General features: G+C 60.2%; 26 protein-coding genes, 1 tRNA gene and 1 pseudogene. 13 read left to right on the top strand and 15 right to left on the bottom strand.

Features of this window, described 5'->3' with window-relative positions; genetic code table 11:
* Positions 1-38 precede the first annotated feature (38 nt).
* Positions 39-1,040 (top strand): LacI family DNA-binding transcriptional regulator, encoded by a 1,002-nt coding sequence (locus QRM57_RS03130; RefSeq protein ID WP_284985568.1) that lies wholly within the window; start codon positions 39-41, stop codon positions 1,038-1,040.
* Between the two features lie 186 nt (positions 1,041-1,226).
* On the opposite strand, the gene QRM57_RS03125 is transcribed toward QRM57_RS03130, so the two are convergent.
* Complete coding sequence (locus QRM57_RS03125; protein ID WP_284985567.1) at positions 1,227-1,619, bottom strand: DUF7793 family protein; 393 nt, start codon at positions 1,617-1,619, stop codon at positions 1,227-1,229.
* 173 nt (positions 1,620-1,792) lie between these two features.
* Between QRM57_RS03125 and QRM57_RS03120 the strand changes: the two genes are divergently transcribed.
* Positions 1,793-2,326 (top strand): putative glycolipid-binding domain-containing protein, encoded by a 534-nt coding sequence (locus QRM57_RS03120; RefSeq protein ID WP_284985566.1) that lies wholly within the window; start codon positions 1,793-1,795, stop codon positions 2,324-2,326.
* Between the two features lie 13 nt (positions 2,327-2,339).
* Here QRM57_RS03120 and QRM57_RS20955 read toward each other — a convergent pair.
* Together QRM57_RS20955 and QRM57_RS03115 are read right to left on the bottom strand one after the other, a co-directional pair.
* Positions 2,340-2,387, bottom strand: a pseudogene (locus QRM57_RS20955) (hypothetical protein); the annotation flags it as partial.
* A gap of 291 nt (positions 2,388-2,678) precedes the next feature.
* Complete coding sequence (locus tag QRM57_RS03115; protein WP_284985565.1) at positions 2,679-3,128, bottom strand: SdpI family protein; 450 nt, start codon at positions 3,126-3,128, stop codon at positions 2,679-2,681.
* Between the two features lie 1,144 nt (positions 3,129-4,272).
* Here QRM57_RS03115 and QRM57_RS03110 point away from each other — a divergent pair.
* Genes QRM57_RS03110 through QRM57_RS03100 form a run of 3 tightly spaced genes read left to right on the top strand, consistent with a single transcriptional unit; the run spans position 4,273 to position 7,374 of the window.
* Positions 4,273-5,529, top strand: a complete 1,257-nt coding sequence (locus QRM57_RS03110) for an ABC transporter substrate-binding protein (RefSeq protein ID WP_284985564.1) — start codon at positions 4,273-4,275, stop codon at positions 5,527-5,529.
* A gap of 55 nt (positions 5,530-5,584) precedes the next feature.
* A complete protein-coding gene (locus tag QRM57_RS03105) occupies positions 5,585-6,517 on the top strand; it encodes a carbohydrate ABC transporter permease (RefSeq protein ID WP_284985563.1) in 933 nt (310 codons plus the stop codon).
* Positions 6,514-7,374, top strand: coding sequence for a carbohydrate ABC transporter permease (locus QRM57_RS03100; protein WP_284985562.1), 861 nt, complete (start codon positions 6,514-6,516; stop codon positions 7,372-7,374). The genes QRM57_RS03105 and QRM57_RS03100 overlap by 4 nt, the downstream gene beginning before the upstream one ends.
* A gap of 101 nt (positions 7,375-7,475) precedes the next feature.
* On the opposite strand, the gene QRM57_RS20950 is transcribed toward QRM57_RS03100, so the two are convergent.
* The 9 genes from QRM57_RS20950 to QRM57_RS03060 all read right to left on the bottom strand — a co-directional run bounded on the left by QRM57_RS20950 (position 7,476) and on the right by QRM57_RS03060 (position 15,663).
* Complete coding sequence (locus QRM57_RS20950; protein WP_350309822.1) at positions 7,476-7,928, bottom strand: VOC family protein; 453 nt, start codon at positions 7,926-7,928, stop codon at positions 7,476-7,478.
* A 45-nt stretch (positions 7,929-7,973) separates the two neighbouring features.
* Entirely contained in the window at positions 7,974-8,723 is a 750-nt protein-coding gene (locus QRM57_RS03095) for an SDR family NAD(P)-dependent oxidoreductase (RefSeq protein WP_284985561.1), read from the bottom strand.
* Positions 8,724-8,859: 136 nt separating this feature from the next.
* On the bottom strand, positions 8,860-9,894 hold the full coding sequence (locus tag QRM57_RS03090) for a Gfo/Idh/MocA family protein (RefSeq protein WP_284985560.1): 1,035 nt from the start codon (positions 9,892-9,894) through the stop codon (positions 8,860-8,862).
* A 74-nt stretch (positions 9,895-9,968) separates the two neighbouring features.
* The gene (locus QRM57_RS03085) at positions 9,969-11,171 is read right to left on the bottom strand and encodes an MFS transporter (protein ID WP_284985559.1); all 1,203 of its coding nucleotides are present in this window, start codon (positions 11,169-11,171) and stop codon (positions 9,969-9,971) included.
* Between the two features lie 124 nt (positions 11,172-11,295).
* The gene (locus tag QRM57_RS03080) at positions 11,296-12,288 is read right to left on the bottom strand and encodes a Gfo/Idh/MocA family protein (protein WP_223942465.1); all 993 of its coding nucleotides are present in this window, start codon (positions 12,286-12,288) and stop codon (positions 11,296-11,298) included.
* Positions 12,288-13,187, bottom strand: a complete 900-nt coding sequence (locus tag QRM57_RS03075; RefSeq protein ID WP_284985558.1) for a sugar phosphate isomerase/epimerase family protein — start codon at positions 13,185-13,187, stop codon at positions 12,288-12,290. The genes QRM57_RS03080 and QRM57_RS03075 overlap by 1 nt, the downstream gene beginning before the upstream one ends.
* Before the next feature lie 4 nt (positions 13,188-13,191).
* Complete coding sequence (locus tag QRM57_RS03070) at positions 13,192-13,758, bottom strand: VOC family protein (protein ID WP_223942463.1); 567 nt, start codon at positions 13,756-13,758, stop codon at positions 13,192-13,194.
* Positions 13,755-14,750, bottom strand: coding sequence for a LacI family DNA-binding transcriptional regulator (locus QRM57_RS03065; RefSeq protein WP_018778617.1), 996 nt, complete (start codon positions 14,748-14,750; stop codon positions 13,755-13,757). Before QRM57_RS03065 ends, QRM57_RS03070 begins: the two co-directional genes overlap by 4 nt.
* Positions 14,743-15,663, bottom strand: a complete 921-nt coding sequence (locus QRM57_RS03060) for a Gfo/Idh/MocA family protein (RefSeq protein WP_284985557.1) — start codon at positions 15,661-15,663, stop codon at positions 14,743-14,745. Before QRM57_RS03060 ends, QRM57_RS03065 begins: the two co-directional genes overlap by 8 nt.
* 207 nt (positions 15,664-15,870) lie before the next feature.
* Here QRM57_RS03060 and QRM57_RS03055 point away from each other — a divergent pair, with 207 nt between their 5' ends.
* The 5 genes from QRM57_RS03055 to QRM57_RS03035 all read left to right on the top strand — a co-directional run bounded on the left by QRM57_RS03055 (position 15,871) and on the right by QRM57_RS03035 (position 20,519).
* On the top strand, positions 15,871-16,518 hold the full coding sequence (locus QRM57_RS03055; RefSeq protein ID WP_018778619.1) for a bifunctional 4-hydroxy-2-oxoglutarate aldolase/2-dehydro-3-deoxy-phosphogluconate aldolase: 648 nt from the start codon (positions 15,871-15,873) through the stop codon (positions 16,516-16,518).
* A complete protein-coding gene (locus QRM57_RS03050; RefSeq protein WP_284985556.1) occupies positions 16,518-17,060 on the top strand; it encodes a P-loop nucleotide/nucleoside kinase family protein in 543 nt (180 codons plus the stop codon). Before QRM57_RS03055 ends, QRM57_RS03050 begins: the two co-directional genes overlap by 1 nt.
* 309 nt (positions 17,061-17,369) lie before the next feature.
* Complete coding sequence (locus tag QRM57_RS03045; RefSeq protein ID WP_284985555.1) at positions 17,370-18,788, top strand: MFS transporter; 1,419 nt, start codon at positions 17,370-17,372, stop codon at positions 18,786-18,788.
* A gap of 127 nt (positions 18,789-18,915) precedes the next feature.
* A complete protein-coding gene (locus tag QRM57_RS03040; protein WP_284985844.1) occupies positions 18,916-19,728 on the top strand; it encodes a sugar phosphate isomerase/epimerase family protein in 813 nt (270 codons plus the stop codon).
* Between the two features lie 113 nt (positions 19,729-19,841).
* Positions 19,842-20,519: an SDR family NAD(P)-dependent oxidoreductase gene (locus QRM57_RS03035; RefSeq protein WP_284985554.1), complete on the top strand. Its 678-nt coding sequence runs from the start codon at positions 19,842-19,844 to the stop codon at positions 20,517-20,519.
* Between the two features lie 1,069 nt (positions 20,520-21,588).
* On the opposite strand, the gene QRM57_RS03030 is transcribed toward QRM57_RS03035, so the two are convergent.
* A complete protein-coding gene (locus tag QRM57_RS03030) occupies positions 21,589-22,071 on the bottom strand; it encodes a winged helix-turn-helix transcriptional regulator (RefSeq protein WP_284985553.1) in 483 nt (160 codons plus the stop codon).
* A 126-nt stretch (positions 22,072-22,197) separates the two neighbouring features.
* Here QRM57_RS03030 and QRM57_RS03025 point away from each other — a divergent pair, with 126 nt between their 5' ends.
* Both QRM57_RS03025 and QRM57_RS03020 read left to right on the top strand, forming a co-directional pair.
* Positions 22,198-22,914, top strand: coding sequence for an SDR family oxidoreductase (locus QRM57_RS03025; protein ID WP_284985552.1), 717 nt, complete (start codon positions 22,198-22,200; stop codon positions 22,912-22,914).
* 43 nt (positions 22,915-22,957) lie between these two features.
* Positions 22,958-23,476, top strand: coding sequence for a PaaI family thioesterase (locus QRM57_RS03020; RefSeq protein ID WP_284985551.1), 519 nt, complete (start codon positions 22,958-22,960; stop codon positions 23,474-23,476).
* Positions 23,477-23,903: 427 nt separating this feature from the next.
* On the opposite strand, the gene QRM57_RS03015 is transcribed toward QRM57_RS03020, so the two are convergent.
* Positions 23,904-23,985, bottom strand: a tRNA-Leu gene (locus QRM57_RS03015).
* Between the two features lie 198 nt (positions 23,986-24,183).
* Between QRM57_RS03015 and QRM57_RS03010 the strand changes: the two genes are divergently transcribed.
* Positions 24,184-24,789 (top strand): ANTAR domain-containing response regulator, encoded by a 606-nt coding sequence (locus tag QRM57_RS03010; protein ID WP_141282080.1) that lies wholly within the window; start codon positions 24,184-24,186, stop codon positions 24,787-24,789.
* Positions 24,790-24,922: 133 nt separating this feature from the next.
* Here the strand turns inward: QRM57_RS03010 and pyk are convergent, their stop codons facing one another.
* Complete coding sequence (gene pyk, locus QRM57_RS03005) at positions 24,923-26,416, bottom strand: pyruvate kinase (RefSeq protein ID WP_284985550.1); 1,494 nt, start codon at positions 26,414-26,416, stop codon at positions 24,923-24,925.
* Positions 26,417-26,435 lie beyond the last annotated feature (19 nt).

Here is a 26,435-nt window from a genome sequence, read left to right as displayed (position 1 = left end):
CCCCTAAGCTTGATGGAAGCTGCGAGAGGAGATACTGCATGCCGGCCACCAAGCCCACCATCCGCGACGTCGCAAGCGCCGCGGGGGTCTCCAAGTCCCTGGTCTCACTGGTCCTCCAGGGGTCGGTCAACGTCAGTGAGGGCCGCCGTCGTGCTGTCTTGGAAGCCATGGAGCAACTGGGTTACCGGCCCAACAGACTGGCCCAACGCCTGTCCGGCCCTCGAAGCGGAACCATCGGTGTGATGCTCAATGACATCCGCAACCCGTGGTTCGTGGAACTGCTGGAAGGGCTTACGGCGTCCCTTCACGCGGCCGGAGTCTCCCCGGTCCTCGCCGACTCCTACACCGACACCCGCGTTGGCCGCAGTTCCGTGGAGACCCTGCTGGAGCAACGGATTGACGGCCTGGTGGTGGTCGGCACCACCACGGAATCCACCGCGATCGAGAGGGCCGCGCAGACTATCCCTGTGGTGCTTGCCGGGACCCGCGAACCGGTATTGCCGGGCGTCGACATTGTGGTCAATGACGACGACGCCGGTGCTCGCCAAGCGACCGAACACCTCCTCGCGCTGGGACACCGGAGGATCGCACACCTGCAGGGGCCGGCCGAAGTAGGCCGAATCCGGCGGGAATCGTTCGAGCGGACCATGCGCGACGCCGGGCTCGAGCCGGTGGTTCTCGCCGGCGGACTGAGCGAGGAAAGCGCCTACGCCGCGGCCAGCCGGCTATTGTCCGCTAACGACAGGCCAACCGCGATCTTCGCCTACAACGACATCGCCTGCATCGGCGCGCTGTCCGCCGCCGACGACCTAGGCCTATCCGTACCCGAAGACCTGTCCCTGGTGGGCTACGACAACACGTACCTGGCAAAAATCAGGCACCTCTCCCTGACCTCCGTGGACAACGGCAACCTGGCAGTAGGCGTCGAGGCCGGCAAGTTCATCCTGCAACGCCTCACCACACCGGAGCTGCCCGCCCGGGTTCACCAAGTCCCCTCGCAGCTGCAGGTACGGGGGTCCACAGGGGACGCACCCGGCTAGCGCCCGCCCCGACCCGTAGGGACAAAGCCGCTTGCTAGGTTTTTGGCGCGTCCAACAACACCCGAAGGATCTCCCCGAGTGGACCCTGCAGGTCGTCAGCGGTTGCCGATTCGAGGGTCCGGCGCCGGATCGCATCAGCATTCTCGTCCCCCGAGGATCGGAGGAGAAGCAAGAGTTAGTGAGCCCTCAAGCCAGGGTTTCTGGCGGTTGCGCTTGGACGAGCCAAGACATGGCGTCATCTTTGGACGTGAAAAACCTTGTAGGAGAAGGCAGTGTCCGCCGTGACATGGCGAAATTCGCTATCACGCGGCTCACAGGGCTGGTGCCCAATAAAGCAATCCGGGAGGCGGCACACTTGGTGCTGAACACCGCTTTGGCCCCGCGGGTAACTTCCTTGGTGTTCGTGATATCGATGAGTAACGGGAACTCTGCACCGTCCGCGAGCTCGTTGATCGTGGCCATGGCATCGTGGACGTCATCGGCCAGGAGGACCGTATGTGGCCCCCACACCAGATGAAGGACGTCACCATCGGTGAGCTCGACCATTCCCTTACCGCTGCCGACAGTTATTGGCTTCATCCTTACTCCCCCAATTGTTGTATCCAACAGTAACCCCGGGAAGTTCCGCTGAGGGAGGTTCGTCGGCCCTATTTAAGTTATTCGGCGCTATCAAACAGTGGCTGGGCAGAAGCTTCCCCTTCAGGCAGCTTCCACAGAAACTGTTGCTATTACGGATGCGGTGGGAGGAACTGGTGGTGGACTACACCTGGTATGGCATGCAGGCGCGCAGCGTCGAACGGCTCACATTTACGATGGGCAAAAGTCTCCGGGCTCGATCCATCATCACCTCCTGTGAGGGGCGCTCCGAGTATGAGGTCACCCTTGATGACCAATGGGTCTTTTGTAAGCTCACGCTTCACGGTCACGACAGTCGGAGGCTGGAGGTCCAGCGAGGCAATGACGGAACCTGGGGCGTCAATGGCGAGCGACGCCCGGACCTGGAGGGCGCCATCGACATCGACCTGGGATTCAGCCCCTTCACCAACACCCTGCCGATCCGGCGTCTCAACCTCGCCATTGGATCCCGGGCCGAGATCACCACGGCCTATATCGAAGCCCCCTCGCTCCGGGTGCTGCCAGACCCGCAGGCGTACACGAGAACCGCCGTCAATCTGTATCTCTATGAATCCCTGGACAGCGACTTCACCTGCAACATCACGGTCGATCCTGACGGTTTCATCATCGACTACCCCGGCCTGTACTCACGCCGCCTACCCCGCAGATAGACCCTCGGATCATCTACAAAATCCACAGGTCACCTGCACTGTCGCGGGCCAAGACATCTGGCTTACGGTCCCCGTTGAAGTCGCCCGGGGGTGCTGACCAGGTTCATGGCGTTCCAGCCGGTGCCGACTTGCTATAGGGGAAGCCACTGTAGTTTCCTCGGAAATCTGCCTTCTTCGTTGAAACAGTGGTAGCTACAGATGCTTGAGCGGACGAGATACCAACCGGGCCAAGCAGAAGAGATAGCAACATAGCCAGGCTGTTGCTTAAAGTTCGACTTGAAGAACTATAAAAAACAATATCCCCCAATCTTAAAGAAGACAAATTTAGTTATGGACTGATCATCGCTTTGAATTATTCATCGCCCTCTGTAATGCGTCGAGCCAGCGAATCAGCTTTGTAGTACATGTGCATGAGCAGGGCCACCATGATGGCCGTGAACCCCATGCCCGAGAAGAAGATCCACGGAACACTTGAATCATCCTTGGGTAGTACTGCAAATATGACCCACAATGTTGCCACAAAACCGATGAGCATCACCGGAATAGCTTTCAGAGCACCTAGAGCTGACGCGCGTGCTGCGTTCCATGCACGCTCAGACGACAGAGTAGCCTTCGAGCGGATGCCAAACGTATAGTTTGGCTTCGAATCGCCGGACTTAACCTGCGATGCCAGCATTTGAATTAGGCCTGCTACAACCAAGAACGCAATCATGAACATTGTCGTGCTGAAAACCGCCCCCAAAACGATCCTTTCACAGTTACGCAATCGGATGACCGAGAAAACTCCAGATTGAAATGCCACGCTAACATTGGCCGTAGCCCGTCGCAAATCACACCCGCTAATTCGCTTTGGCGCCGACCGCTACCCGCCTTTAGTCAGGATTTATCACATGCGAAATAAGGAGAAGACTCGTCGGCGGAGCTGCATTCGTCTTGCAAGGGTCGGAATGGACCCAACCTGGACATGGCCGCAAGCTCCGCCGACAAAGCCGCCGTCTATTTCGTCGTCACTGAAACTGCGGCCGAGTACTAACTCGCTCACGGCTAGCTCACTTCCAAACCCCACAGTCTTCACCACAGACAAGGCGGCGGGCCGGCGGCTACCAGCTTGAACCATGCGGGCTGTGTCGGCGCCTTGTTCTCAGGGGGTACCGGCACACACCCAACAACACGATGACCAGGGCGACAAGCCAGAATAAACCAGCGCCGATCAGCAGTACGATCCTGCTGCCGAGATGGTCCGCGAGCACACCAGCCAACAACGGACCCAGAACGATACCCACGCCGCGGAACGCTTACATCCGGGCGATGGCAGTAATGGGCCCCCAGCCTGGCTTCTGGACCTTGAGCACAAGTAATGTCAGCGGTGGACCATCGATTACAGACACACAGAGGCCACCCCAAGCAGCACCAACAGCACTGTGACGTCGGACGTGAAGGCAACGGCAATGCCGATGCAACCGCGCAGGCTAAACGTGTTTGTCAGGTTCTCGTGGTCCCGACGCGGTCCAGCCACCGGCGACAAGCGGCCCCAAGACGACGCTTGGCAAGAGGCTAAGCACAACAGCGGAGTCCCAGTCCACTTTGACGCCCCGGCTCCCTGGAAGGCCACGTCGCAAGGCGCCCGATTCGATCCTGATACCGGCGGCGTTGATCAGGAAGGTGTCGTCCCGTGCCGTAGGTAACGGCAGCCCAGATCGAGCCGGGATAGTCCGTTCCAGATCCATATCGAATCTTTCCTTGACAGAGCCATCCCGCGGCCCTAAATTTAGTGCAACCGATCTCAGCAACCGATCTCAGTTCAATTTCTGAAAATGCAACCGATCTCAAAGGAGAGATTCGATGAACCAATCGGCTTCTCCCCACCGTCGAAGTCCCGCATTTAGCACGCGTCGCTTGAGCACGGCATGCTCCCACATCAGCACACCCATTCACAGGAGAAATTCATGATCAAAAAGCGATGGGGCTTGGCGCTCGTAACAGCCGTTGTGGCCGGCCTTGCCCTCAGTGGCTGTTCACCGTCAGCTTCGGAACCCAAAGGTCCCGTGACTCTGAACTACTGGGACTTCCTCGATCCCAGCCAGGCTAATCCGCGTTCAAAGGCACTGAAGGAAAACATTGCCAAGTTTGAGGCGGCCAACCCGGACATCAAGATCAACCTCTCCGTCGTTTCGTTGGGCGACATGTTGAACAGACTGCCTCAGGCAGCGGCAGCAGGTCAGGCCCCTGATGTCTTCAAGATGTTCACCCCCGTCGTTCCGCAGATGGCATCTGCCGGCGTCTACTCCCCTCTGCCTGAAGCCGCCTCGAAGGTAACTGATTGGCTTCGTCCCACCGACACTCTTGCGGGGCCCGACGGCAAGCCGGTTGCCGTGCCGTACGAATACCGAACCTGTGCCCTGTACTACAACCAAAAGATCCTTAGCCAGATCGGCGCGACCGTCCCGACCACATACAACGAGGTTGTTGACGTTGCCAAGAAGGCTGCTGCCGCTGGCTTTACCGGATTCGGGACGGGCTTTTCGGACACAGATAACTCGGCCATCATCAGTACCTTCTTTAACTGCTTCATGTCCCAGGTGGATCAGGAAATCTGGAACAAGGATGGTCAAGCTGATTTCGCGACAGCCAAAGGCAACGAGTTCGGTGACTTCCTGGCCAAGCTCAGGGACGCAAAGGCTCTTGGTAGCAACGTCGTTTCTGACACGTACGGCACGGTAGCTGACGGCATGGCGAGCGGCACTGTCGCGATGGCGGTCCTGGGCACAGAACGAGCGGTTTCCTTCGGCTCGCAGAACAAGGACCTCAAGTGGACGGCCCTGCCGAAGGCGAGTACCGGCGACACGACAGGGACAACCATTGGATGGACCTTGGGCATCGGAAACGGCAGTAAAAACACCGAGGCTGCCTGGAAGTTTATCGAGTACATGACCGGGCCGGAAGCCGGTGCGCTGATGGCAACCGGCGGTGAGGTACCCACCCGTGCCGCCACCTACCAGCAACCGTTCTTCTCCACTCCAGAGGCCAAGACCGTCAACGACATCGCGGCCTACGTCAAGACCAACAGTGAACCACGCACGTATTCCAACACATGGACCGCGCTTGCCACTGGCCTCTCCCAAGCCGGGCAGAAGCTGACTCTCAACGGCTCATCAGGCAGCGACTTTATTCGTTCCGCCCAGGACGCGGCCAACAAGAAGTAGCCGCCCGAAATAGGGGGAGTCTGGGAAATCAGGCTCCCCCTGGAAGGGACAGATAATGTCAACCAAAAGCCCCACCCGCAGCCCACGCAATACCGCAACGTCTCCCTTGGGCGCCCCAAGTTTTCGCCGGGTCCGTCGGGATCGAATGGTATGGCTCTACGTCCTGCCAGTCAGCGCCGTCTTCCTCTTTGTGTTTGTGGGGCCGCTCATCTACACAGCGTGGACGGCCCTACACGAGACGTCGTATTACCAGATTGGCAAATTCTCGGGACTGAATTCCTTTGTCCGATTGTTCTCAGACTCCGATCTGCCAAGCCGCATCTGGACAACCTTGGTGTTCTCGCTCGGCGCCTTGGTTATCGCACTCCCGGCGGGGCTGCTTTCTGCGATCGTGCTCAACAACCTCCACCGCTTCAAGCGTTCGGTCCGGAGCCTCTTCCTCCTGCCTTGGTTGATGTCACAGGCCACTGCAGGAACAATCTGGCTCTGGTTCCTCAACCCCAACTATGGTCCGGCATCAGCGATCACCAAGTCCCTCGGGTTCGGTCCCACTGACGTGTTCTCATCTCCGACCAGTGCGTTGGTTGCAGTAACTCTGATGACAGCCTGGTGGTCCTATCCGCAAGCCATGCTCCTCTTCCTGGGCGCCCTTCAAACGATTCCGGAGGAGCTCCGGGAAAGCCTCAAAATGGACGGCGGCGGCATCTGGCACCAGTTCGTGAACATCACGCTGCCCTACTTGCGCAACACCATCGTCTCAGTCGTGATCGTCCTTCTCATGCTCTATGTGCAGATGGTCACCATCATCCTCGTCACCACACGAGGAGGCCCCATCGGGTCTACAGAAACCTTGTCCATGCGGGTCTACAACCAGATGTTCGACAAGTTTGACCTCTCGGGAGCCTCAGCAACGGCAATCCTGCTATTCGCCGTCAATATCGCCCTGACCCTCGTCGCCATTCGCTTCCGACGGAAGGAAAGCTTGTGAGCATCACAACTCCGCGCCGCCAACGTCGCCTGGCCAGTTTCATTAAGGCCGTTCCGGCTTGGGCGTACATCATCCTCTCCGCAGCGGTGGTACTCCCCCCGGTCGCATGGATTGTGTCCACGTCACTCAAGACCGGTTCAGGCACGCTGGAATTCCCGCCAAGATGGATACCGGCCCCATTCTCATCCGAGGGCTATGTCGGTCTTCTGACCTCGACCAACATCAGATTCTTCGTGAACTCCCTCATCTATGCCGGCGGCTCTATCGTCCTCGCTCTTGCCATCTGTATCCCTGCAGCATATGTGGCCACGAGGTATCGGAGCCGCCGCATGGAAACTCTAATGACGGGGATTCTGGTCCTGTCCATGGTCCCGGCCATCGTAGTCTTTATTGCACTGTACTCGATGTTCGTCAAAACCGCGTTGATCAACACTTACCCCATGATGATCATCGTCTACACGGCAATTATCTGTGGACAGACCATCCTGTTCTTGCGTAATTTCATCGAGAACATACCCGTCGAAATAGAGGAAGCGGCGGCCATTGATGGCTGCTCCCGCATGCAGATCCTGTGGCGGATCATTCTCCCGCTCATCCGCCCCGGTATCGCCGCCGTGGCCATCTTCATCTTCGTCTTCGTCTGGAACGACTTCCTTGTCGGCACTGTACTGGCCACCACAGAAGACATGAAAACAGTCCAGAACGGCATAGTGCGCTACATAACCACAGGCTTCGGGAGCTTCTGGGGACTCTTCGCCGCATTCATCGTCGTTGCCTTCATCCCTGTTCTCTCAATCTTCCTGGCATTCCAGCGCTGGTTTGTGGCCGGCATGACCTCCGGTGGTGTCAAGGGGTAACCGACGCACCAATCCGCCGCACTCTCCCGCAACATACAAAAAGCAGGCCCTGTGACCGTCACCGACGGCTCACGGGGCCTGCTTCTCTGCCAGCGAGCGACTTACGTGTCCTGGCTTGGGCGCCAGTCTGGCGGCTGAATCAACTCAACGCGATTTCCGTCAGGATCGAGGAGGTAAACCAACCACCCGCCGGCAATGGGGCCCGAGGTCGGGGCAACGGGTTCGGATACCGCGCTGTAACCAAGCGCCGTCATCCTGGCGTAAACCTCTCGAACGTCAATGTCTGTAAAGGCCAGGTGAGCTGTGCCCGGTTGCGCCCGTGATGGATCGACTGCTGGCAATAGCGGCTCGGCATGTGCCAGTTCCAGCCGGAAGGATCCGTCGCTGGTAGCGAGAAGCATGGCTCTGACGGTCACGTCAGGACGGCCGTAAAGTTCTCCGATATATGGTCCCGACGTCCAGGTATCCAAACGGGCCAGTCCGAGGCCTTCCACGTAGAATCGCTCGCTCCGCTCCATATCCGTGACGTGCAGGGCAGTGTGGTGATGTCGCATTAAGTTTCTCATTCGTAGGTCAGGAACCCGTCTCTGTCGGGTGTTTCAGGTTCCTATTCCCAGATGTGCCCCGCCGGCCACATCGAGCGACACTCCCGTGATGTAGCGGTTGTCGGGATCAGAAAGGAACAAGATGGCCCTGGCGACTTCTTCGGGTTCGGCAAACCGACGCATCGGCAGCTGCGCTGCCCTCTTCGCTCGGTTTGCTGCTGCGTCCGGGCCGGAGTCCCTTGCAAATTGCGCCCACATTGGTGTGTTCACCGGTCCTGGTGCGATCGCGTTCACAGAGATTCCATTGGGTCCGAGCAGTTCGGCAAAGGACCACATGATGTGCAGGACGGCGAGCTTGCTCGCGTTGTAGGGCAGGTAGTTGAGGCGTGATTCTTTGGCCGCAACTGAGGACAGGACCACGATGGCGCCGGCTGTGCCGGTCGCAAGCATGGATTTTGCGGTCTCCCGGACCATGGTGAAGGTCGCGGTGGCGTTGATCCTCAGGATGGAGTCGAACTCTTCGGTGGTTGTTTCCATGATGTCCGGGGTGGGGCCGAGCACTCCTGCTGCATGGACGAGGACATCAACACGGCCGTGTTGGGCTTGGATGTCCTGTATGACCGTAGCGCATTGTTGTTCCGAGGTGATGTCGAGAGGGTAAAACGCCTCCAAGGACTGGTCCTCTTTGGGGGAACGGTCGGCGCCGATGACCCTGGCTCCGGCGGCTATGAGTGCGGTGACCGCGGCGTCGCCGATTCCGCCGCTTGATCCGGTGACCAGGACCACTTGGTCTTTGAGGCTCATCGGTTCTCTCCGTTCTGGGTGCAGCTCGAGCGCAGTGCTCGTGCGGTCGGAGTGTGAGGTGCTGGTTTCATGTTCATTTTCCTTACTCGATGATGCTCGGTTCGGCGGGTCGAACCTTGTTCGGTTTGATTGATGCCTAGGGGGCTGGCACCTTCCGAGCGCCGGAGGCCGAGGCCGCCTGAACGGCGTCGGCGATTTCCGTGGCGCGGAGCGCCTGGCCAAAAGTAACGGCAGGCGCGTCACCCCCGCAGAACCTCACGGCTGCTGCTGCCTGGCGCAGGAAGAGGTCCGAGGGCTCGAAGTTTTTCTCCTGGTGTCCGCCGTCACGGTTCCACACGTGAAGGGAATCGTTCGACCACAACATACGGCCGCCAGTGGCCAGAACATCCATGGTGAGGCTCCAATCCCCCTGGTTGAGCCCTTGGGGTTCCTGCCAGGGAGACCAGTAAGTCTGAAGAGTGAACACCACGCCAGACGGGAATTCGAGCGTGGAAACGACGTGTTGCGGTACAGGAGACCCGTACAGGCTGCTGCTGACGCTTGTGGCAAGGACTTTTGGGTCACCCTCGAACCACGAAGAGACCAGTTCGATGGCATGAATGCCGTTTACCACCGCAACGCCGCCCTCACCCGGATCAGCGCGCCATGAGTCGATGGTCTCCTTGTGGGCGACCGATCGAACGTTGACAGCGATCACCTCGTTGTCTCGGATCCACTCGGAGAGGACTTCGACGGCGGGATGCTGATGGAGTGTATACCCCACCATGAGTCGTTCGTTCACTCCTGCAGCGGCGGACACGACGGCGGCACCTGCTGTATCTGCCGCCACGGGCTTTTCCGTCAGCACCCGGAATCCCCTGTTCAGCAAATCTGCACAGATTTCCGGTTGCAGAGTGGTGGGTAGCGCTACGACGACCAAGTCCAGTTGATCAGAATGAAGGTCCTTGATGCTGGGCACCACTCGCGCGCCCAGCTCTTCAGCCAATGAAACCGCCCGTTCGTCCTTCTCCACAAGGTGGGTGACGTTGGCGCCCACCTGGGCGAAAGCCCGGGCATGACGGGATCCTGCCCACCCGGCCGCGCCCACCACGGCGACGCGCGGGGGCTGTGTCGCCGTCGTCATGATGTCGGACGCGCCAAGATCAGGCCTGGGGTCAAAATCGGTGCTCATGTAATCTCTCCTTTGAGTTGGTTCGGAAATCAATGAATCGGTTGCTTGGAACGGCGGCACCAAACTGTGGTGTCTTAAGAAGGGGTGTCAAGGAAGGTGTTTTGTTCGGTCCCTGCCTGGAACCGGCCTTGGTCTTCGAGCATGCGTGGTTTGTTGACCATGATGGCCCCTGCCACAAGCACCAGGAGCCAGACACCGAGCATGCCGAACGAGGGCAGCCATCCATCCCCGGGAGTGTGCAGGAGCGCGAAAAGGAACGGGCCGACGCTTGCGAGGGCATAACCGGTTCCTTGGGAAAACGCGGACAGACTTCCTGAACCGGACTGCGTTCGTGTTCGCTTATTGATCATGACGAATGCAAAGGAATAGGCGCCCTGGCCCAGTCCGGCAGTGACGACCCACAATGCTGCCGAAGCTGGCGGCGCCACCATGATTCCGCCGTAGCCTAAGGCGAAAGCTACGACAAACACGACGGCAACAGGTAGTGGCCGGGGCATCCTTACAACAACCATGGGCACAATCAAAGCGACCGGCAGAGCAAGAATTGAATAGAGCGCCAGCATGGATCCGGCAGTTTCCTGGCTCATTCCTCTGTCAACGAGGACAGCCGGGAGCCAAGTGAGCGCCGCAAAAGTGTTGCTGGAACAACCAGCAAAAACCAATGCTGTGCCCCAGCCGATTGCTGATCGCCACGGTCTGACTCCCTTCGCAGAAGGCAACTGCCTACCCTCCGCTGCATGGTCCCCGGAGCGGGCAACGGTCCGTCTGGCCACAAGAAGAATCAGCCACGGGACCGCAGCCAACGCGCTGAGGGCAGCCCAAATACCGATGGAGAAACGCCAGCCATAAAGAGCCCCCAAGGGAATGGCGAATTGGGCGGCCACTGCCGTGCTGACACCCAGGAGTGTGACGTGGATCGCTGCGAGAAGCCCGATTCTGTCTGGGAAGTACTTCGCCAGGAGAGGTGGAGCCACGACATTGACCAGACCAATCCCGAGCATGGCGACACAGGTGAACACCAAGAATGCCAAGACATTCCAGCCCACTGCGCGGCCTAGCTGACCCAATGTTGTTAGCAGGATCGCAATCACCAGGAGGTGCTCCAGCTGGAGACGCCGCAGGAGCGGAAGCGCAGCGAAGCCCACCACTGCGAAGCTGGCGGTCGGAAGCATTCCGAGAATTCCTGTGGTCAGGGCGTCAAAGGGAAGCTCCGTCCCAATTCGGCCCAAGAGCGGAGACGCCGCCGAAACCGCTTCGCGAGCGCTAAAGGCAACCAACAGGATGCCGGCAAGGGCGGTGACACGCCCACGAAGTGGCCGCTTGCCCGCTCCGAAGACTTCCGGGGCATCCCTACGTGCACGAAGGAGAGCGATGGTGACACCTCCTTACGTGAGTAAAGACTCAGCTTGCGTTGACTGCGTGGCTCGCCCATTCGCGCCCGGTTTGCTCCTCTGTGGGCAGGCCGGCAGCGGCGAGGATCTGGTCCAGTAGGCGCTGGGTGCGTACTGCTTCGCGGCCTGAAGTCAGCGGCTGGGCCCTGTCGGCCACCCGGTCCAGGAAGTGGTGAACGGCGGCCGAGAATCCGAGAGTGTCTGTCGCAGTAGCCCAGCCGTACGCTTCGGCGCTGAGTTCCCGTGAGGTAGTGACGCCGTTGATGGTGGTGGAAACTGTCTCGGGCGCCCTGACTTCGACGGTCTTCCCGTCACCGTAGGCGTCCAGTTTCTCGTTCCATGCTCCCGCTGTCCGGGCTGCCATCAGGACGCCGGTGTTACCGGTGCTGAAGCGGATAGTCGCTGCGATTCCGTCTTCTTCCCAAGGATCTTCTCCAGCAGCGTGGGCGGCCACGTGCTCAGGTTCGCCCCCGCAGTACCAGCGCAGGAGATCGACCATGTGGATGGCGTTCTCGAACGTTGCACGGTATTCGGATCCAGGGCGGTTCTTCTGAGCGACGCAGAAGGTGGCGCCTTTGTCGCCAAAAGCCTCCCGGCCGGCCGTGTAGACGGGTGCATAGCGCCGATTGAAGTCAACCATGAGTATCCGTCCCCGCTCGTCGGCGAGGTCTGCCAGATGTTCTGCCTCATCTGTCGCTGGGGCAAGCGGTTTCTCGCAGAACACGTCCACGTCGCGGTTGAGGCAAAGCTCGACGGCGTGGGCGTGCTCGGAGCGCGGGGTCAGCACGAACACTGCATCCAGTTCCTGCGCGGCCAGCATCTCCTCCACTGTCTTGTAGGCGGCGTTGAAGCCCCAGCGCCGCACCAGGCTGCTGGGATCTTCGCGCCGGGAGACCAAGGCGGCCAACTCGACGTCGTCCCGTTGGACGAGGGTGGGCAGTTGCGCGATGGTGGCGATGTTGCCGGCGCCGATAACTCCGACGCGGAGGCGGTTGGTGTTCATCAGGCGTTCCTTACTTGGGCCAAATCAGTGAGCATGGAGCGCAGGACTGCGGCGGATTCCCGGAATCCGTCCTCGGGGGTGGGGAGATCTTGCGGGTGCCAGCGGTATTCGAGTTCGATGCTCAGTACATCGTCGTAGCCGTGCTTCAGCAGTGCGGCGAGAATCGGGGACCACGGTACAACGCCGCTTCCGACCACACGTGACCGGACTGCACGCTCTGAGGCGTTGACCCTGGCCGTCTCCGAGGCTCGGAAGGTCGCCGTCGGGTCGGTGAAGACAAGGTCTTTGACGTGAACGTGGCCGATCAGGTCACCTTGGACGGCGAAGGCTTCTTCGTAGCTTTCGTCGTGCGTGAAGGTCAGGTTGGCCTGGTCGTAGAGCACGCGGACGGACGGCTGGGCAATTTCCCGGACGAGTGCCGCGGTGTCAGCTGCGGTCTGGGTCATCGTGCCGAAGTGGTTCTCTACGCAAAGGCGGACGCCAGCTTGATGGGCTTCGGGTGCGAGGGTCTCCAAGGCTTTGCGCAATTGCCCCCACCGCGCAGCGTGGTCGGTGTCTCCGGGGTGCCAGGAGCCGGCGTAGACGCGGACCCTGTCAGCCCCGAGGAGTTGTGCGGTATCTATGGCTCCACGGAATTCGTCGACGGCTTTGTGCCATTCGGCATCGTCCAGTGAGTTGATGGCGGTGGTGTACGGCGTTAGTCCCACGATGGGTATGCCTTCGCCTTCGGACGCTTTGAGTGCCTCCGTCGCGGAGTGCCGGTCCCCTAAGGGCAAGCCGGACTTGTAGTCGTCCTGGTAGATGACTTCGGCCGCATCGAGCCCTGCGGCCCGGAAGAGACTAAGTGCTTGGGGAACCGTGTGGTTCGGGGTGCCGAGTGTGTGACCCGCTAGCCGCATTGTTCTATGTCCTTTCTGAAGTGTTTGGAGGTGCTGTCCAGTCCGTGGGACCGACCAGCCGGGGAGGGGCCGGGACGCGGGATCGATCCACGATTTCCATCAGCAGGCCCCAAGGGGTTACGAAATAGGTCCAGCGGTTGCCGGCTACGCGCGGGCTATCGCCGGCAACTTCCTTGCGCTCGCCGAGCACACGTACTCCAGGCGTCTCCTGCAGCACGGCAATGGCTTCATCGACGTCATCCACAACGAAGCACAGGTGGTGCCCCCCGGCGTCGCAATGCCTCGGTGGCGTCTCCCGCCGCTCAGCACTGCTCCACTCGAAAAGCTCGATATTGAGATTCGGTGGCAGCCGCAACATGGCGAGCGTGAGCTTGGCATCTGCCGGGACTTCAAAGTTCGTGGGCATGAACTCTTCGTCCGGCCCGCGTTCGGAGCGGTATAACTCTTCTGCTCCAAGAACGTCTACGAAGAAGCGAATGCCTTCTTCAAGGTTGGGAACCGTCAAACCGACGTGGTCCGTGTGCTGGAGCCCCGGCAGACGCCGAAGCCGCTGCTCCTGCGCCCCGCTCATTTGCGGAGCTCCGAGGTTGAGCCGCGGACCAGAAGTTCGGGTTCGAGGACGATATGGTCCACGGAACCGTCAACATTTTGTTTTTCAGCCAGTTCGATGGCGATGTGTCCCATGTCAGCGATCGGCTGCCGCACAGTTGTCAGTGGTGGGTTGAAGCGGGCACCTAGGGCGAGTCCATCAAACCCGATGACCGACACGTCTTCCGGTACCCGAAGGCCACTTCGGCCGAGCGCCGAAATCACCGCGAAAGCCACCATGTCGTTGGCTGCAATGATCGCTGTGGGTGGATTGTCCATAGCCAGGAAATGCTCCGCACCGCGCGTGCCCGCATCGAGGTCTGACCCGCTGTCGAGCACCACAGGTGTGCTGCCGCTTTGGGCGGTGAGCTCCAGATAGGCGTCCATCCGGTCCTGGGCCGTGTGTGTCCCGGCGATACCGGATACGTATCCAATCGAGGTATGCCCCAGGGAATGCAGATGATCCAACGCCAGCATGATCCCTTTGCGGCTGTCGACGGTAACCGTTGGAACGGAGTCGTCGCCTTCTACGCGGTCAATCACCACGACCTTGTGGCCGAAGGCAAATCGCTTCAGAGCCTCGGTATCGACCTTCGTGGAAGGTGCCACAATCCCGAACGGGGCGTACATCGCCTGCATGGCCGTGAAGTAGCCGTCGGATTTGGCAGGGTCGCCGTTGGTGACGCAGAGCATCAGCTGGTAGCCGCGCTCGTCAGCTGCTTGTGTCATCGTCTTGGCAAGTTCCGCGAAGAACGGGTTCGTAATGTCAGGAACGATCAAAGGGATGATGTTGCTGGTCTTGCGACGAAGCGCCTGTGCCAGCGGACTCATGGTGTAGCCAAGTCCCTCGGCGACCCGAAGGATATGCTCGCGCGTTTCACTCTTCACAGCCTCAGGGCGTGAGAACGCCCGGGAGACCGTTGACCGGTGAACCCCGGCGGCTTTAGCGACGACGTCGATACTCAAGTCAGGCATGTTCTCTTCCTCCGTGCTGATCGTCATAGGCCTGCCAAATGGGGCGCATGACATCTTCGAGCTGGGCCAGCGTTGTCAGGCCCTGGAATCCATCTTCCAGCGTCCGGGCGACACTTCTGACAAAAGGATCGTAGAGTGGGTCGCTGTCGACATTAATCTTGTCGACTACCGTGGTGCCGTCCGTCGACGTGAAAGTAGCTGTGCCGTCGGAATCAACGGCGGCAAATCCCGCTTCGCCGACCGATGTGAAGCTGCAGTACCGCTTCAGCGGCGAGCCCGGGAATGCGTAGCCGACTTCCACGATGGTTTCGCGGCCCTCGGGCGTAGTGAGTATAAGGCTCGCGTGATCCTCAATATCTTGGCCGTGAAGAACCGATGAGAGCCGGGATTGCACCTGCAGCTCTGATTCGCCGGTGCCCCGTAGAAACAGGTCAACAAAATGAGGGGCCAGGTTGGCGAGGCAGCCTCCCCCAGCCTTGGAAGGATCGAGCATCCAGGGATTGGCATTGTGGAGGTACCGGGATGGCGGACCAGCAATGAACGAGGACCGTTGATAACTTGGCCGGCCTGCCTTGGCGAGCCATTGGTCCGTCGGGCCGCCACGCTGCACCAGGGGCACCGTGGCCGGTACGCCAGCTGCTTCGGCGGCCTGACGCACGGTGGCCAGCTCGCCAAGGGAGGTGCCCAATGGCTTTTCCACGACGAACGGAATTTTCCGCTCGATCAGGGCCATGCACTTTTCTGCCATACCCTCGTGGGGACCAAACACATAGGCGAGTCCGACGTCGGGCAACTCCACCAGTTTCTGCCAGTCAGCTTCAACCGGCGCTCCCCAGCCGTTTGCCAGTTTCTGCACCTGCACACGGGAGACATCATCGTCGCCTACTGCGATCATGTCGTGTTCTTCGCCCATGGCCTGTGCGCAGAGTGGAACATGCCAATGGGATGCACCAAGAATAATTGTTCGTACTTTAGTCAACCGCAATACCCCCTTGTATGAGATCGGTTGCTGAGATCGGTTGCAATAACACTATGGATGGTGGGAGAGTTTGTCAACGAAACATCAGTAGAGCCGGGTATGGCTGGAGCAAAAGAGTCACCCGGCCAGAGAGAGGCCATCATGAATAAGAAACTTCGTACCCTGCAGACCATCGACGAGTCCGGGGCTGTCCTCATCGTGCGACTTGAGAGCGCCGAGGTTGCCGAGAAGGTCGCGGAGGCTGCCATCGAGGGGGGCTTCCGGGCACTGGAGATTACCCTGTCGATTCCCGGGGCCGTTGAGGTGATCCGGCGCCTGGCCGCAAAGCATGGACCAAGTGGAGTGGCGGTTGGTGCGGGAACGGTTCTTGACGAGCACTCCGCATACGAGTGCATCCGCGCTGGCGCCGAGTTCCTCGTCAGTCCCCAGTTGAACCCTGCGATGATCCGGACCGCGAACCGCTATCAGGTGCCAACCATCAGCGGAGCCTTCACACCCACGGAATTCGTTGAGTCCGCCGAGGCAGGCGCTGACATCCTCAAGCTCTTCCCCACCGAGGCCGGCGGAGTGGCCTACGCAAAGGCAGTGCTGGCACCTCTGGCGCACCTGCCGATCATGCCTGCAGGTGGCGTCACACTGGAAAATGTTGGCGAGTGGTTCGCCGCAGGCGTGGCGGGCGTCGGCGTGGGCAGTTACGTTACCAAGGCATGGCAGCCTGACGGGGACTTCACCCGCGTCACCGAAGCAGCCCGGGCCTTCCTCGCAGCAGTAGCAGAGGCCCGCGGATAATGTCTCCCCAGGTCTTCATCGTCATTGGGCCAGCCGGCTCAGGGAAAACAACCATCGCTCAACAAACGGCCGAGAAGCATCAAGCGGCTTACCTGGACAAGGACCGGGTGAGCGGCCGCTTCGTCGAATTCGCGCTGACCGCCACGGGTCATGACCCGACCGACCGCGAGTCAAACGATTACTATCGTGCCAATCTGCTGCCCCTTGAGTACGAGACCCTCATGGATGTGGCAGGAGTAAACCTGCGCCTCGGCCGCTCCGTAGTCCTCGACGCCCCCTTCGGGGCCTATTTTGACGATCCGGGCTACCTGACCCGTGCGGTAAATGACTTCCACTGGCCCTCTCCCGAGATCACCGTGATACGAGTTCGGGTGCCCCAAGACGTCCTGCGTTCGCGACTCACCCGGCGCGCATTGGAGCGCGACAACTGGAAGCTCGCACACTGGGATGACTACTGGGCCACGTACGGCCGCCTCGAATGCACCTGGTCAGGTGTGCAGTTTCAAGACGTCGACAACGAGGCACCACTTTCCCTCGACTGATGCAGCCTCGCGACGGGCCTTGAGTGGCGTTGGCGTGGGACGAAACGTCGCTATTGTGCATTGACAAAGATCACATTCCATCCGTATTGTTGAATGCAACCGATCTCAGCAACCGATCTCATTCGGGCCTGGAGGTTTGTGAAAGCTTTCTTCGCTTATTGGCAAGCAGCGCCGCCCGCCCCGCACCGGCCGCCTCCCCTGGCAGCTCGTCAACGGTCGGACGCATCTAAAGGCGGCCCGCCCCACACACCAGGTGCCCAGATCCAGCACTATAACCACAGCGCTATACGTGAAAACATGGAGAGTTCAATGAAGACCTCAAAAGAAGCAGTCGGCAGTCCCGACACTTCGGGGCGTCCCGAAACGTCCAAACATCCTCGCCGCACCCTGAACTTGGTCGCTGGCACGATCGGCCACTTCGTCGAGTGGTACGACTGGTACATCTACGGCCTGCTCGCAGCGGTATTCTCGTCGCAGATATTCCCCAGCGACTCCGCGTTCGCCTCCTTGATCGCAGCGCTCCTGACATATGCCGTTGGCTTTGTGGTAAGGCCTCTCAGTGGCGTCATCATCTCGCCACTGGCTGATCGTTTTGGACGGCGGCTCATCCTGACTCTTTCCGTCACCGGGATGGCGCTCGGCTCACTCATCATCGGCCTCACACCATCATTCGCGAGCATCGGCTACGCGGCACCCGTCCTCTTCCTGGTGGCCCGCATCATCCAGGGTATTTCGGCCGGCAGCGAGGGCCAAAGTGCCATCGCATTCATGGTCGAACACGCTCCAGCGAACAGGCGAGGCCTGTTCGGTTCCTTCACCAACATGGCAAGCGGCCTTGCAACCCTGGCAGCTACGGGCGCCGCAGCAATGGTGACGTCAGCATTCTCCACCGCCGATCTCGCCGCATGGGGATGGCGCATCCCCTTCGTTGTGGGCGGCATCCTCGGCATTGTCGGCCTGATCCTGAGGGCCCGGTCTGAAGAAACGCCCGAATTCGAGGCAGAAGCACTTGTGGACCAGAAGTCCGCTGCAGCGCGACTCATGGACCTGCTTCGTGAACACCCGAAGGCACTGCTTCAGGCAGCTGCACTGTCGGCGCCGGCTGTCGCCTACTACACCTGGGCCACCTTCCTTCCCACGTACGCCAAAATCACCAGCGGCCGGGACCTCTCGTCCACACTTGCCGGAAGCGTTATCGGGCTCGTCCTCCTGGTGATTATCGTGCCGACGTGCGGCGCGCTCTCTGATCGACTCGGCCGGCGCAAAATCTTCCCCATCATCGGCGCCATCGGCATGATCGTTCTGTTCTACCCCTTGCTATTGCTCCTCAACCAGCCGGGCTTCTGGGTATACGTCCTGGTATCGGCCTCCGGGTGGGTAGTTCTCGGCATCTGGCAGTCGGTCTACCCGACCATCCAGGCCGAACTGTTCCCGGCCTCCGTCCGGGTATCAGGCATCGGATTCGCGCATCAGATCGTGATTGCTGTCTTTGGTGGAACCGCACCTCTGATCGCTGCAGCATTTGTCGGAGCTGGCCAGCCGATGCTCGTCGCGGTCTACATGATCGTCGTCGTCGCATTGTGCCTCGCCGTGTACTTCACGCTGCCGGAGACCGGCAACCGCGGTGACCGTTCCACCGTGGCACTCGCAGACCCTGAGGTACTCGCAGGCGAAAAGTTGGTTTCGGACACGACCTCGATGGTCGACGTCTCCCGGCACTCCAAATAGACGGTCGGCGCGGAGCTGCGGCAGCCAGGCCGCAGCTCCGCGGCAGCTCAAAATTTATGGTGCGTTATGAAGGGAAGCTTCTCTCTCCATGGCGCGGAACTGAGAGGACTTCTCGTACGTGAACAGCATGATTGTCAATACGTTTTCATACCTTTGGTCAGCTACGGCGATCGACGCGATAGCCGAGCTTGTCGACAACGGCTTCAAAACGTTCGAGGTTCCAGTCAGTTCTCCGCACTGCTGGCCGGATGAGTTACCAACCTCCGAACGCACGGCAATCCAAGACAGGCTCAGCCAGAACGGTGCGAAAATACGTTCCCTGAACGCTGGCGGATACGACATCAACCTGGCCAGCCCCGGGGCCAGCATGCGCCGCAAGAGTATTGATCACATCAACTCGGTCATTGACTTGGCGGCCGCTTGGGACGTAAACGAGGTTGTAATCTCCCCCGGCACCCGCCGTCCGATGATCTCGCCCTCGCTCGAAAGCGTCCACGGATGGATGTATGAAAGCCTGGAAAGTCTCATCCCGGTGGCCAAGCAGGCTGGCACACGATTGCTCTTCGAAAACACCCCGTACTGCTTCACTCCCACGATTCAGGACTTGGCAGGTATCGTCAACACGATCAACGACGATTCTGTCAAGATCGTCTACGACGTCGCCAACGCCGCTTACATCGGAGAAGATCCCGTCGCTAGTCTGCGGGAGCATCACCAGGCCATCGGACTGGTGCACATTTCCGACACCGGTGTGGACACTTGGGGTCACGACCCCATCGGCACGGGGGTCATCGACTGGGATGGGCTGGGCGACGCCGTCAAGGACACGTGCGGCGTCGGGAATGTCGTGCTGGAGATCATCCGTGAAGACAATCCTGTCCACGAATTTGCGAAAGCAATGCAGGACCTCAAGAACCACGGATGGGAACTGGAGAGTTAGTCCCTCACGCCGGCAACCGGGACCCACCAAGAATTTATTCGAGCATGGAAGAAACCAGCATTGTTGAGGTCTAATTTTCAATGCGAAACAACCTTGAAAGAGGAGTTTGTGTAATGAGGGCTTTGGTCAGTGGCGGAAGCAGCGGAATCGGCGCAGCAGCATCCATGAGACTCGCGGAGGCAGCCCTTGCGCGCGGTGAGCAGCCAATGATTGCTGTCTGCGGACACGAACCAAACAGCAGCCAAGAGCAGGTCGTTCGTTCAATCCAGGCTATGGGAGGCACTGCCATCGCACTGGCAGGTGATCTCGGCGACCCCAATGTGCCCAGCCAGCTGGTCAAAGCTGCAGTTGCAGAATTCGGTGGCCTGGACGCGTTGGTAGCCAACGCCGGGATCGCCAACCCCGGACCCATATGCGACGTCTCCCTTGAAGACTGGGACGCCATGTTCTCCGTCAACCTGCGCGGCCCATGGCTTCTCGCCAAAGCAAGCTACCAGCACCTGAAGGACAGCCACGGCGCCGCCTGCTTCACCTCGTCCATGTCCGGTCAACAACCGCACGCGGGATCCGGCGCTTACAGCCCAAGCAAGGCCGCGCTGACAATGTTGGCCCAGACACTGGCATTGGAATGGGCACCCGACGGCATCCGCGTCAACGTGGTCTCCCCCGGCATGACCCATACCCGGATGACCGAAAAAATGTATGAAGTTCCCAAAATCAAGAAGGCACGGGAGGAAATTATCCCGCTCGCAAGAATAGGAGATCCGACGGATATCGCCAACGTGATCTAATTTCTCGTAAGCCCACTATCCGGCTATGTCACCGGTCAAGATATCTGCGTCGATGGCGGCTTCTCCAAGTCCATTCTTAGCCATATCCCCGGACGACCCAGCTCGAAATAACAGACCTGAAGGCCAGTCAGGGCCGCAGGGGCTACCTGCGGCCCTGACATTCAGACGGCCGAATCGTCTCCATATCAAAGATTGCACGCAATGAGGTACCGAAACTTATCCCGCCCAGGCTGGTGACTGACACGGGCTCGCTGCATACCGGCGGTCGCAAGGTGGCCGGCGGCGGAGCTTCTTGATGGCCGTTCGAACTTCAGTCAGCAATACACGAGGAGGCACCTTGTATATGGCAAAAAGCATATTGGATGGCAAGGAATGGACCGCAACAGAATTTGCCGGGCTACTTCCGGAAGAGCAGAGAGCAACCCGTCAGGAATTGGCATGCCTTTCTTGTGACGGACAGGCTGTGTTCCGTGCGGGACAGCAGCGTCAGCCATCGTTCGCAGCCCGGCATCGACAGGACTGCCGATTGGTTTCGAGGCCGTGGAGCGCCTTTAAATTCCTTACAGAAGCAGGACGAGGCACTTAGCGTGCCGTACGCATGGTTCCGAGGATTGATCACCACACTTCGTCGTCCGTCTCGAGCACTGACGGCTTGTCACGGACACCATGACGAGTTCGAGCCTGAGCTCGAGCAAACCCTGTTCGGTTAGATCAATTCAGCTTCGTTGTTTGGCGGCGCCAACAGCTCGGGGGCTGCCAAGCGGGTTGTCCCGGACTTCGGTCCCTACCGCCTGCGCGTCCGCCCTTCACAGGGGGCTGCACTCGCAGTTTTTCACTGTCCATGCAGCCAGCTGCTGACCTTGCATAGGCGCTCATTGCATGTGTGCACTGACGCTGATCGGCATCTGAGCCCGGCGTACGGTGACGTTCCCGCCGCAAAGCTTGAGGAAGCGGCTGCACGACTGGGGCGGGCGCTGCAAAGGCAGCAGGCTAGATAGTTGGTTCAGGCTCAAAAGGGCAAGAGGACGACGGCGGGAGGTACCGCCGTCGTCCTCTTGCCTGTCTGTTTTTAGTCCTCGGACGCCGACTCCGCACCGGCCGCTGACACAAGCGGCCCGAGCATCAGGCTTCCTTGGGCGAATTCCTCACCGCACACCGCACATGACACCACTGGTTGCAGGTCGGCACCGCAACTGTGCTGGTAGGAAGCACGGGGAGTCTCGTCGCGCATCCACGCACTGCTCCATGCTGCGAGTGCGATGAGGATGGGGGCTACTTCGGCCCCGGAAGTTGTGAGGTGGTATTCGTAGCGCGGGGGGTGTTCGGAGTACTGGACGCGCTCAATCACGCCGCGGCTTTCGAGAGTGCGCAGCCGGCCCGTAAGTATGTCACGGGACGCCCCGGTATTCCGCGCGATCTGATCGAACCGGTGTACGCCCAGGGACATTTCGCGGAGCGCCAGGAGCGCCCACCGCTCCCCCAGAACGTCGAGCCCCGCCGCGATAAAACACGCCCTGGGCCCATCAAGTTCCTTGTCGATCGAACGGTTCACATGTCACCTGCTTTCGTTATCTTCCTCAAGTATACAAGTAGGTTGGAAAATCCAACTTACTCCGTTACTCTGATGTCCTGAGGTCGCGACGACCGCGTCGCCTCCAATCTGAGTTCAGGAGAATCCATGTCATTGCTAGCTGGCGCCGTCGTCCTCGTTACCGGCGCGAATGGAGGTTTGGGCCGCGAGCTCGTGGAACAGGCCCTCGCCCGGGGTGCCGCGAAGGTTTATGCAACGGCCCGCCGACCGCAGGAGTGGAGCGACTCCCGAGTCGTCCCCCTCGCCCTCGATGTCACCAACCCTGACTCGATCCGGACCGCAGTCACTCAGGCCCAGGACGTCACCGTTCTGATCAACAACGCCGGCATCAGCGTCGAATCGGACACGTTCCTGACTCTCTCCGACGAGAAGTTCCGCGAAATCATGGAGACAAACTTCTTCGGGCCGGTTGCCTTGACCAGGGCATTCGCACCGGTCCTCGCTGCCAGCGGGACTTCAGCGGTACTCAACATTCACTCGGTGCTCAGCTGGATCGCCCTCACTGGCGCCTACAGTGCGTCAAAGGCCGGGCTGTGGTCCGCGACTAACTCCTTCCGCCAGGAATTGGCGCCCCAAGGCACGCAGGTCACGGGTGTTCACGTCGGCTACATGGACACAGCCCTGGCCAAGGGCGTCAATGCCCCGAAGACCTCGGCCGAGGAAGCCGCACGGAAGTCCTTCGATGGGCTTGAACAGGGTGACTACGAGGTCATCGTGGACGAAATCAGCGCAGGGGTGAAGCTCGGCCTATCTGGGCCGATCTCGGATCTGTACCCCGCATTGGCAGCCAGCACCCCAGTATGACCGCAGCAAAACGGGAAGTCATGAGAGCCCAAAGGAGAAACCTGTGACAACCGACGCCTCGGCACAACGCTCTGAAACATTCACGTGGATTGATCCGGCAATCGCGCTCGAAAAGCTGCCACGGCTGTCGGGTATGGACTACTTTTCCGGTCTCCGCGACGGCAGCATTGCGCCGCCGCCGATCGCTTCACTCATGAAATTCGATCTCGTCGACGCGAGCTTCGGACACGTCGAGTTCCAGTGCTGGCCGGGCGAAGCGCATTACAACCCGCTCGGAATGGTGCACGGCGGCCTGGCATGCACGCTCCTGGACACGGTGCTCGGCTGCGCGGCACACACCACCTTGGATGCAGGGATCGGGTACACCTCTATCGATCTGGCGGTCAAGTACCTGCGGCCCATCACGCTTCAAAAGGGTGCGCTGCGCGCGGAGGGGTCAGTTGTCAAAGCAGGCCCGCGGGCAATCTTCACCGAAGGACGCCTCAGCACCGCCGACGGAAAACTCCTCGCCACTGCCACAAGCACGCTGCTGGTCTTCCCGCACCAACCGGGCGGGAAGTAGATACAGCTGCTCCTCAGAGGGCCGGCCTTTCCCGCCGGCCAAGACGCCGGGGCCCGAAGACACTCGGCTATGTGGTGCTTCCGCCGAGTGTCTTCGGTTTGAGACGGGACCTTCAGGTCTGCTGCGTAGCCGGGCTCTATCGGGCCTTGTCCCCACCCGCTTTACCCTGACAATGCAGCCCCGGTCTGCTCACGCCAAAAGAGAGCCGGATCCAGGCGGGATCTGCGCAGTTCCTCGAAGTCATGTCGCACTCAGCCCTCACATCCATGAAGAGGTGTAAGGCCAACCACGTCCTACCGAACGCACCAAGAGAGGACCCTACCTCCAGTTCAGAGCAAGCGGAGGGCCAACCAGCCACGGCCCTGGACCTGACCACCAGAATGTACACACGCTAAAGCAGAACCCCCTCTGACGAGGGGGTATGCCGTGCCCGAGGTGGGACTCGAACCCACACACCTTTCGATACTGCATTTTGAGTGCAGCGCGTCTGCCAATTCCGCCACTCGGGCGCGGATTACCGGGAAGTTAAATCTCGCTGACCGCTCCCATCTCTGTGAGCAACGCGATCCTTTCCCAGCACGCGAAATTACTATACATGCAGATAGGCTGATTCAAAGAACCGGGCGCGCTGATGCAACAAAAACCAGCCATCAAAGAGTCCACACTAAGATGGACATGAACCCGCCGAACCTTTTCAAGGAGATCCCGTGACCGAACAGACGGAGTCCACGTCCACAAGCCAGCCGGCCCGCCGCGTTGTCGTAGCCGAGGATGAGACCCTCATCCGCTTGGACATTATCGAGATCCTGAAGGGCGAAGGGTACGACGTCGTCGGCGAGGCAGACAACGGCGAGAAGGCCGTGCAGTTGGCTGAGGAGCTCAAGCCTGACTTGGTCCTCATGGACGTCAAGATGCCCGTGATGGACGGCATCTCGGCTGCCGAGAAGATCGTCAAGGCACGCATCGCCCCTGTGGTGTTGCTGACGGCTTTCAGCCAGAAGGAACTGGTGGAGCGTGCACGCGACGCCGGTGCCATGGCGTACGTCGTGAAGCCGTTCTCCCCCGCGGACCTCATCCCCGCCATCGAGATTGCCTTGAGCCGCCATGAGGAGATCAAGGCGCTTGAGAACGAGGTATCCGACCTCCAGGAGCAGTTCGCCACGCGCAAGCTTGTAGAGCGCGCCAAGAGCCTCTTGACCACCAAGATGGGCCTGACGGAGCCGGAAGCTTTCCGTTGGATCCAGAAGACCTCCATGGACCGTCGCCTCAGCATGCGTGAGGTTGCCGAAACCATCATCAACCAGGTCAACTAGCGCCACACCAGCAGCAAAACAACGACGTCGGCCGCTCACCTCACGCGAGGTGGGCGGCCGCCGTCGTATTCGCCAAAAGCAAAACAAAAGTGGGCCCCGCCAAACGGCGGGGCCCACTTTCACAACCGAGGAACTATGCCTTGGCTTTGGACTTCTTTTCGGGCCACGGGCCAACGGGTTCCTTGCGTGAACCTTCGTCGGTCTTGGACGTGTCAGCGAGGTCGCCTACCTTGTGGACCTTCAACGAGTTGGTGGAACCGGCCTGTCCTGGAGGGGAACCTGCCGCGATGACAACCAGGTCGCCTTCGTCAACGAGCTCCATTTCCAGCAGGCTCTTGTCCACCTGTGCGGTCATCTCGTCGGTGTGCCCCACGGACGGGACCAACACCGGCTGGATGCCCCACGTGAGGGCGAGCTGGTTCCAGACGTGCTCAACGGGTGTGAACGCGAAGACCGGCTTGACCGGGCGAAGGCGCGAGAGGCGGCGTGCCGAGTCACCGGACTGGGTGAAAGTACAGATGTACTTTGCGTCCAGCTGGTCGGCGATTTCGACGGCGGCACGGGTGATGGCGCCACCGCGGGTCTTGGGCTTGGTGCCCAGCGGGGGGACGCGCTCGAGGCCGTGAACTTCGGTGGACTCGATGATCCGGGCCATGACCTTGACGGTTTCGATGGGGTACTGGCCCACGGAAGTTTCACCGGAGAGCATCACTGCGTCGGCGCCGTCGAGAACTGCGTTGGCGCAGTCGGAAGCCTCGGCGCGCGTCGGGCGCGGGTTGTCGATCATTGATTCGAGGACCTGGGTGGCCACGATGACCGGCTTGGCCCAACGGCGTGCCAGTTCGATGGCGCGCTTCTGGACGATCGGCACCTCTTCGAGCGGCAGCTCGACGCCGAGGTCTCCGCGGGCAACCATGATGGCATCGAAGGCGTCGATGATTTCGTGGAGCTGGTCCACGGCCTGCGGCTTTTCGATCTTGGCGATCACCGGCACGCGGCGGCCTTCTTCGTCCATGATCTCGTGGACGCGGGTGATGTCCGAAGCATCACGCACGAACGAGAGTGCGATCAGGTCCGCGCCGCGCTTGAGTGCCCAACGGAGGTCATCCTCGTCCTTTTCGCTCAGCGCGGGAACGTTGACCGCAACACCGGGAAGGTTGATGCCCTTGTTGTTGGAGACCTTGCCGCCAACGGTAACGGTGGTGACGACCTTGACGTCGTCAACCTCGATGGCGCGCAGCGCCACCTTGCCGTCGTCGATGAGGAGGGCGTCGCCTACGTTGACGTCCTCGGTGAGGCTCTTGAGCGTGGTGGAGCAGATGTCCTTGGTGCCGGGAACATCTTCGGTGGTGATGGTGAAGGTGTCACCGACGGCCAGCTCGTGGGGGCCATCAACAAAGCGACCCAGACGGATCTTGGGTCCCTGGAGGTCGGCCATGATGGCCACGGGCTTGTGCAGCTGCGCCGCAGCCTTGCGGACGTTTTCGTAGGTGTTGTCGTGAACGGAGTAGTCGCCGTGGCTCATGTTCATGCGGGCAACGTCAACGCCGGCTTCCAGCACCGCGAGGGTGTTGTCGAAGCTGGAGATAGCCGGGCCGAAAGTTGCCACAATTTTCGCGCGTCTCATATACCTACCCTAAGTAGTT

This window comes from Arthrobacter sp. fls2-241-R2A-172 (assembly GCF_030208885.1).
Lineage (GTDB): Bacteria > Actinomycetota > Actinomycetes > Actinomycetales > Micrococcaceae > Arthrobacter.
Note: the sequence above shows the minus strand (reverse complement) of the source record. Positions and strands in the feature narration are given on the sequence as shown.

Bases quoted from the DNA above. Each gene is read 5' to 3' on its own strand.
- QRM57_RS03040 (WP_284985844.1), top strand. From the start codon at position 18,916: ATGATTGTCAATACGTTTTCATACCTTTGGTCAGCTACGGCGATCGAC.
- QRM57_RS03070 (WP_223942463.1), bottom strand. From the start codon at position 13,758: ATGAGCGGGGCGCAGGAGCAGCGGCTTCGGCGTCTGCCGGGGCTCCAG.
- QRM57_RS03080 (WP_223942465.1), bottom strand. From the start codon at position 12,288: ATGAACACCAACCGCCTCCGCGTCGGAGTTATCGGCGCCGGCAACATC.
- QRM57_RS03050 (WP_284985556.1), top strand. From the start codon at position 16,518: ATGTCTCCCCAGGTCTTCATCGTCATTGGGCCAGCCGGCTCAGGGAAA.
- QRM57_RS03045 (WP_284985555.1), top strand. From the start codon at position 17,370: ATGAAGACCTCAAAAGAAGCAGTCGGCAGTCCCGACACTTCGGGGCGT.
- QRM57_RS03035 (WP_284985554.1), top strand. From the start codon at position 19,842: ATGAGGGCTTTGGTCAGTGGCGGAAGCAGCGGAATCGGCGCAGCAGCA.
- QRM57_RS03105 (WP_284985563.1), top strand. From the start codon at position 5,585: ATGTCAACCAAAAGCCCCACCCGCAGCCCACGCAATACCGCAACGTCT.
- QRM57_RS03125 (WP_284985567.1), bottom strand. From the start codon at position 1,619: ATGAAGCCAATAACTGTCGGCAGCGGTAAGGGAATGGTCGAGCTCACC.
- QRM57_RS03060 (WP_284985557.1), bottom strand. From the start codon at position 15,663: ATGGGCGAAGAACACGACATGATCGCAGTAGGCGACGATGATGTCTCC.
- QRM57_RS03025 (WP_284985552.1), top strand. From the start codon at position 22,198: ATGTCATTGCTAGCTGGCGCCGTCGTCCTCGTTACCGGCGCGAATGGA.
- QRM57_RS03090 (WP_284985560.1), bottom strand. From the start codon at position 9,894: ATGAGCACCGATTTTGACCCCAGGCCTGATCTTGGCGCGTCCGACATC.
- QRM57_RS20950 (WP_350309822.1), bottom strand. From the start codon at position 7,928: ATGCGACATCACCACACTGCCCTGCACGTCACGGATATGGAGCGGAGC.
- QRM57_RS03055 (WP_018778619.1), top strand. From the start codon at position 15,871: ATGAATAAGAAACTTCGTACCCTGCAGACCATCGACGAGTCCGGGGCT.
- QRM57_RS03075 (WP_284985558.1), bottom strand. From the start codon at position 13,187: ATGCGGCTAGCGGGTCACACACTCGGCACCCCGAACCACACGGTTCCC.
- pyk (WP_284985550.1), bottom strand. From the start codon at position 26,416: ATGAGACGCGCGAAAATTGTGGCAACTTTCGGCCCGGCTATCTCCAGC.
- QRM57_RS03095 (WP_284985561.1), bottom strand. From the start codon at position 8,723: ATGAGCCTCAAAGACCAAGTGGTCCTGGTCACCGGATCAAGCGGCGGA.
- QRM57_RS03130 (WP_284985568.1), top strand. From the start codon at position 39: ATGCCGGCCACCAAGCCCACCATCCGCGACGTCGCAAGCGCCGCGGGG.
- QRM57_RS03110 (WP_284985564.1), top strand. From the start codon at position 4,273: ATGATCAAAAAGCGATGGGGCTTGGCGCTCGTAACAGCCGTTGTGGCC.
- QRM57_RS03065 (WP_018778617.1), bottom strand. From the start codon at position 14,750: ATGCCTGACTTGAGTATCGACGTCGTCGCTAAAGCCGCCGGGGTTCAC.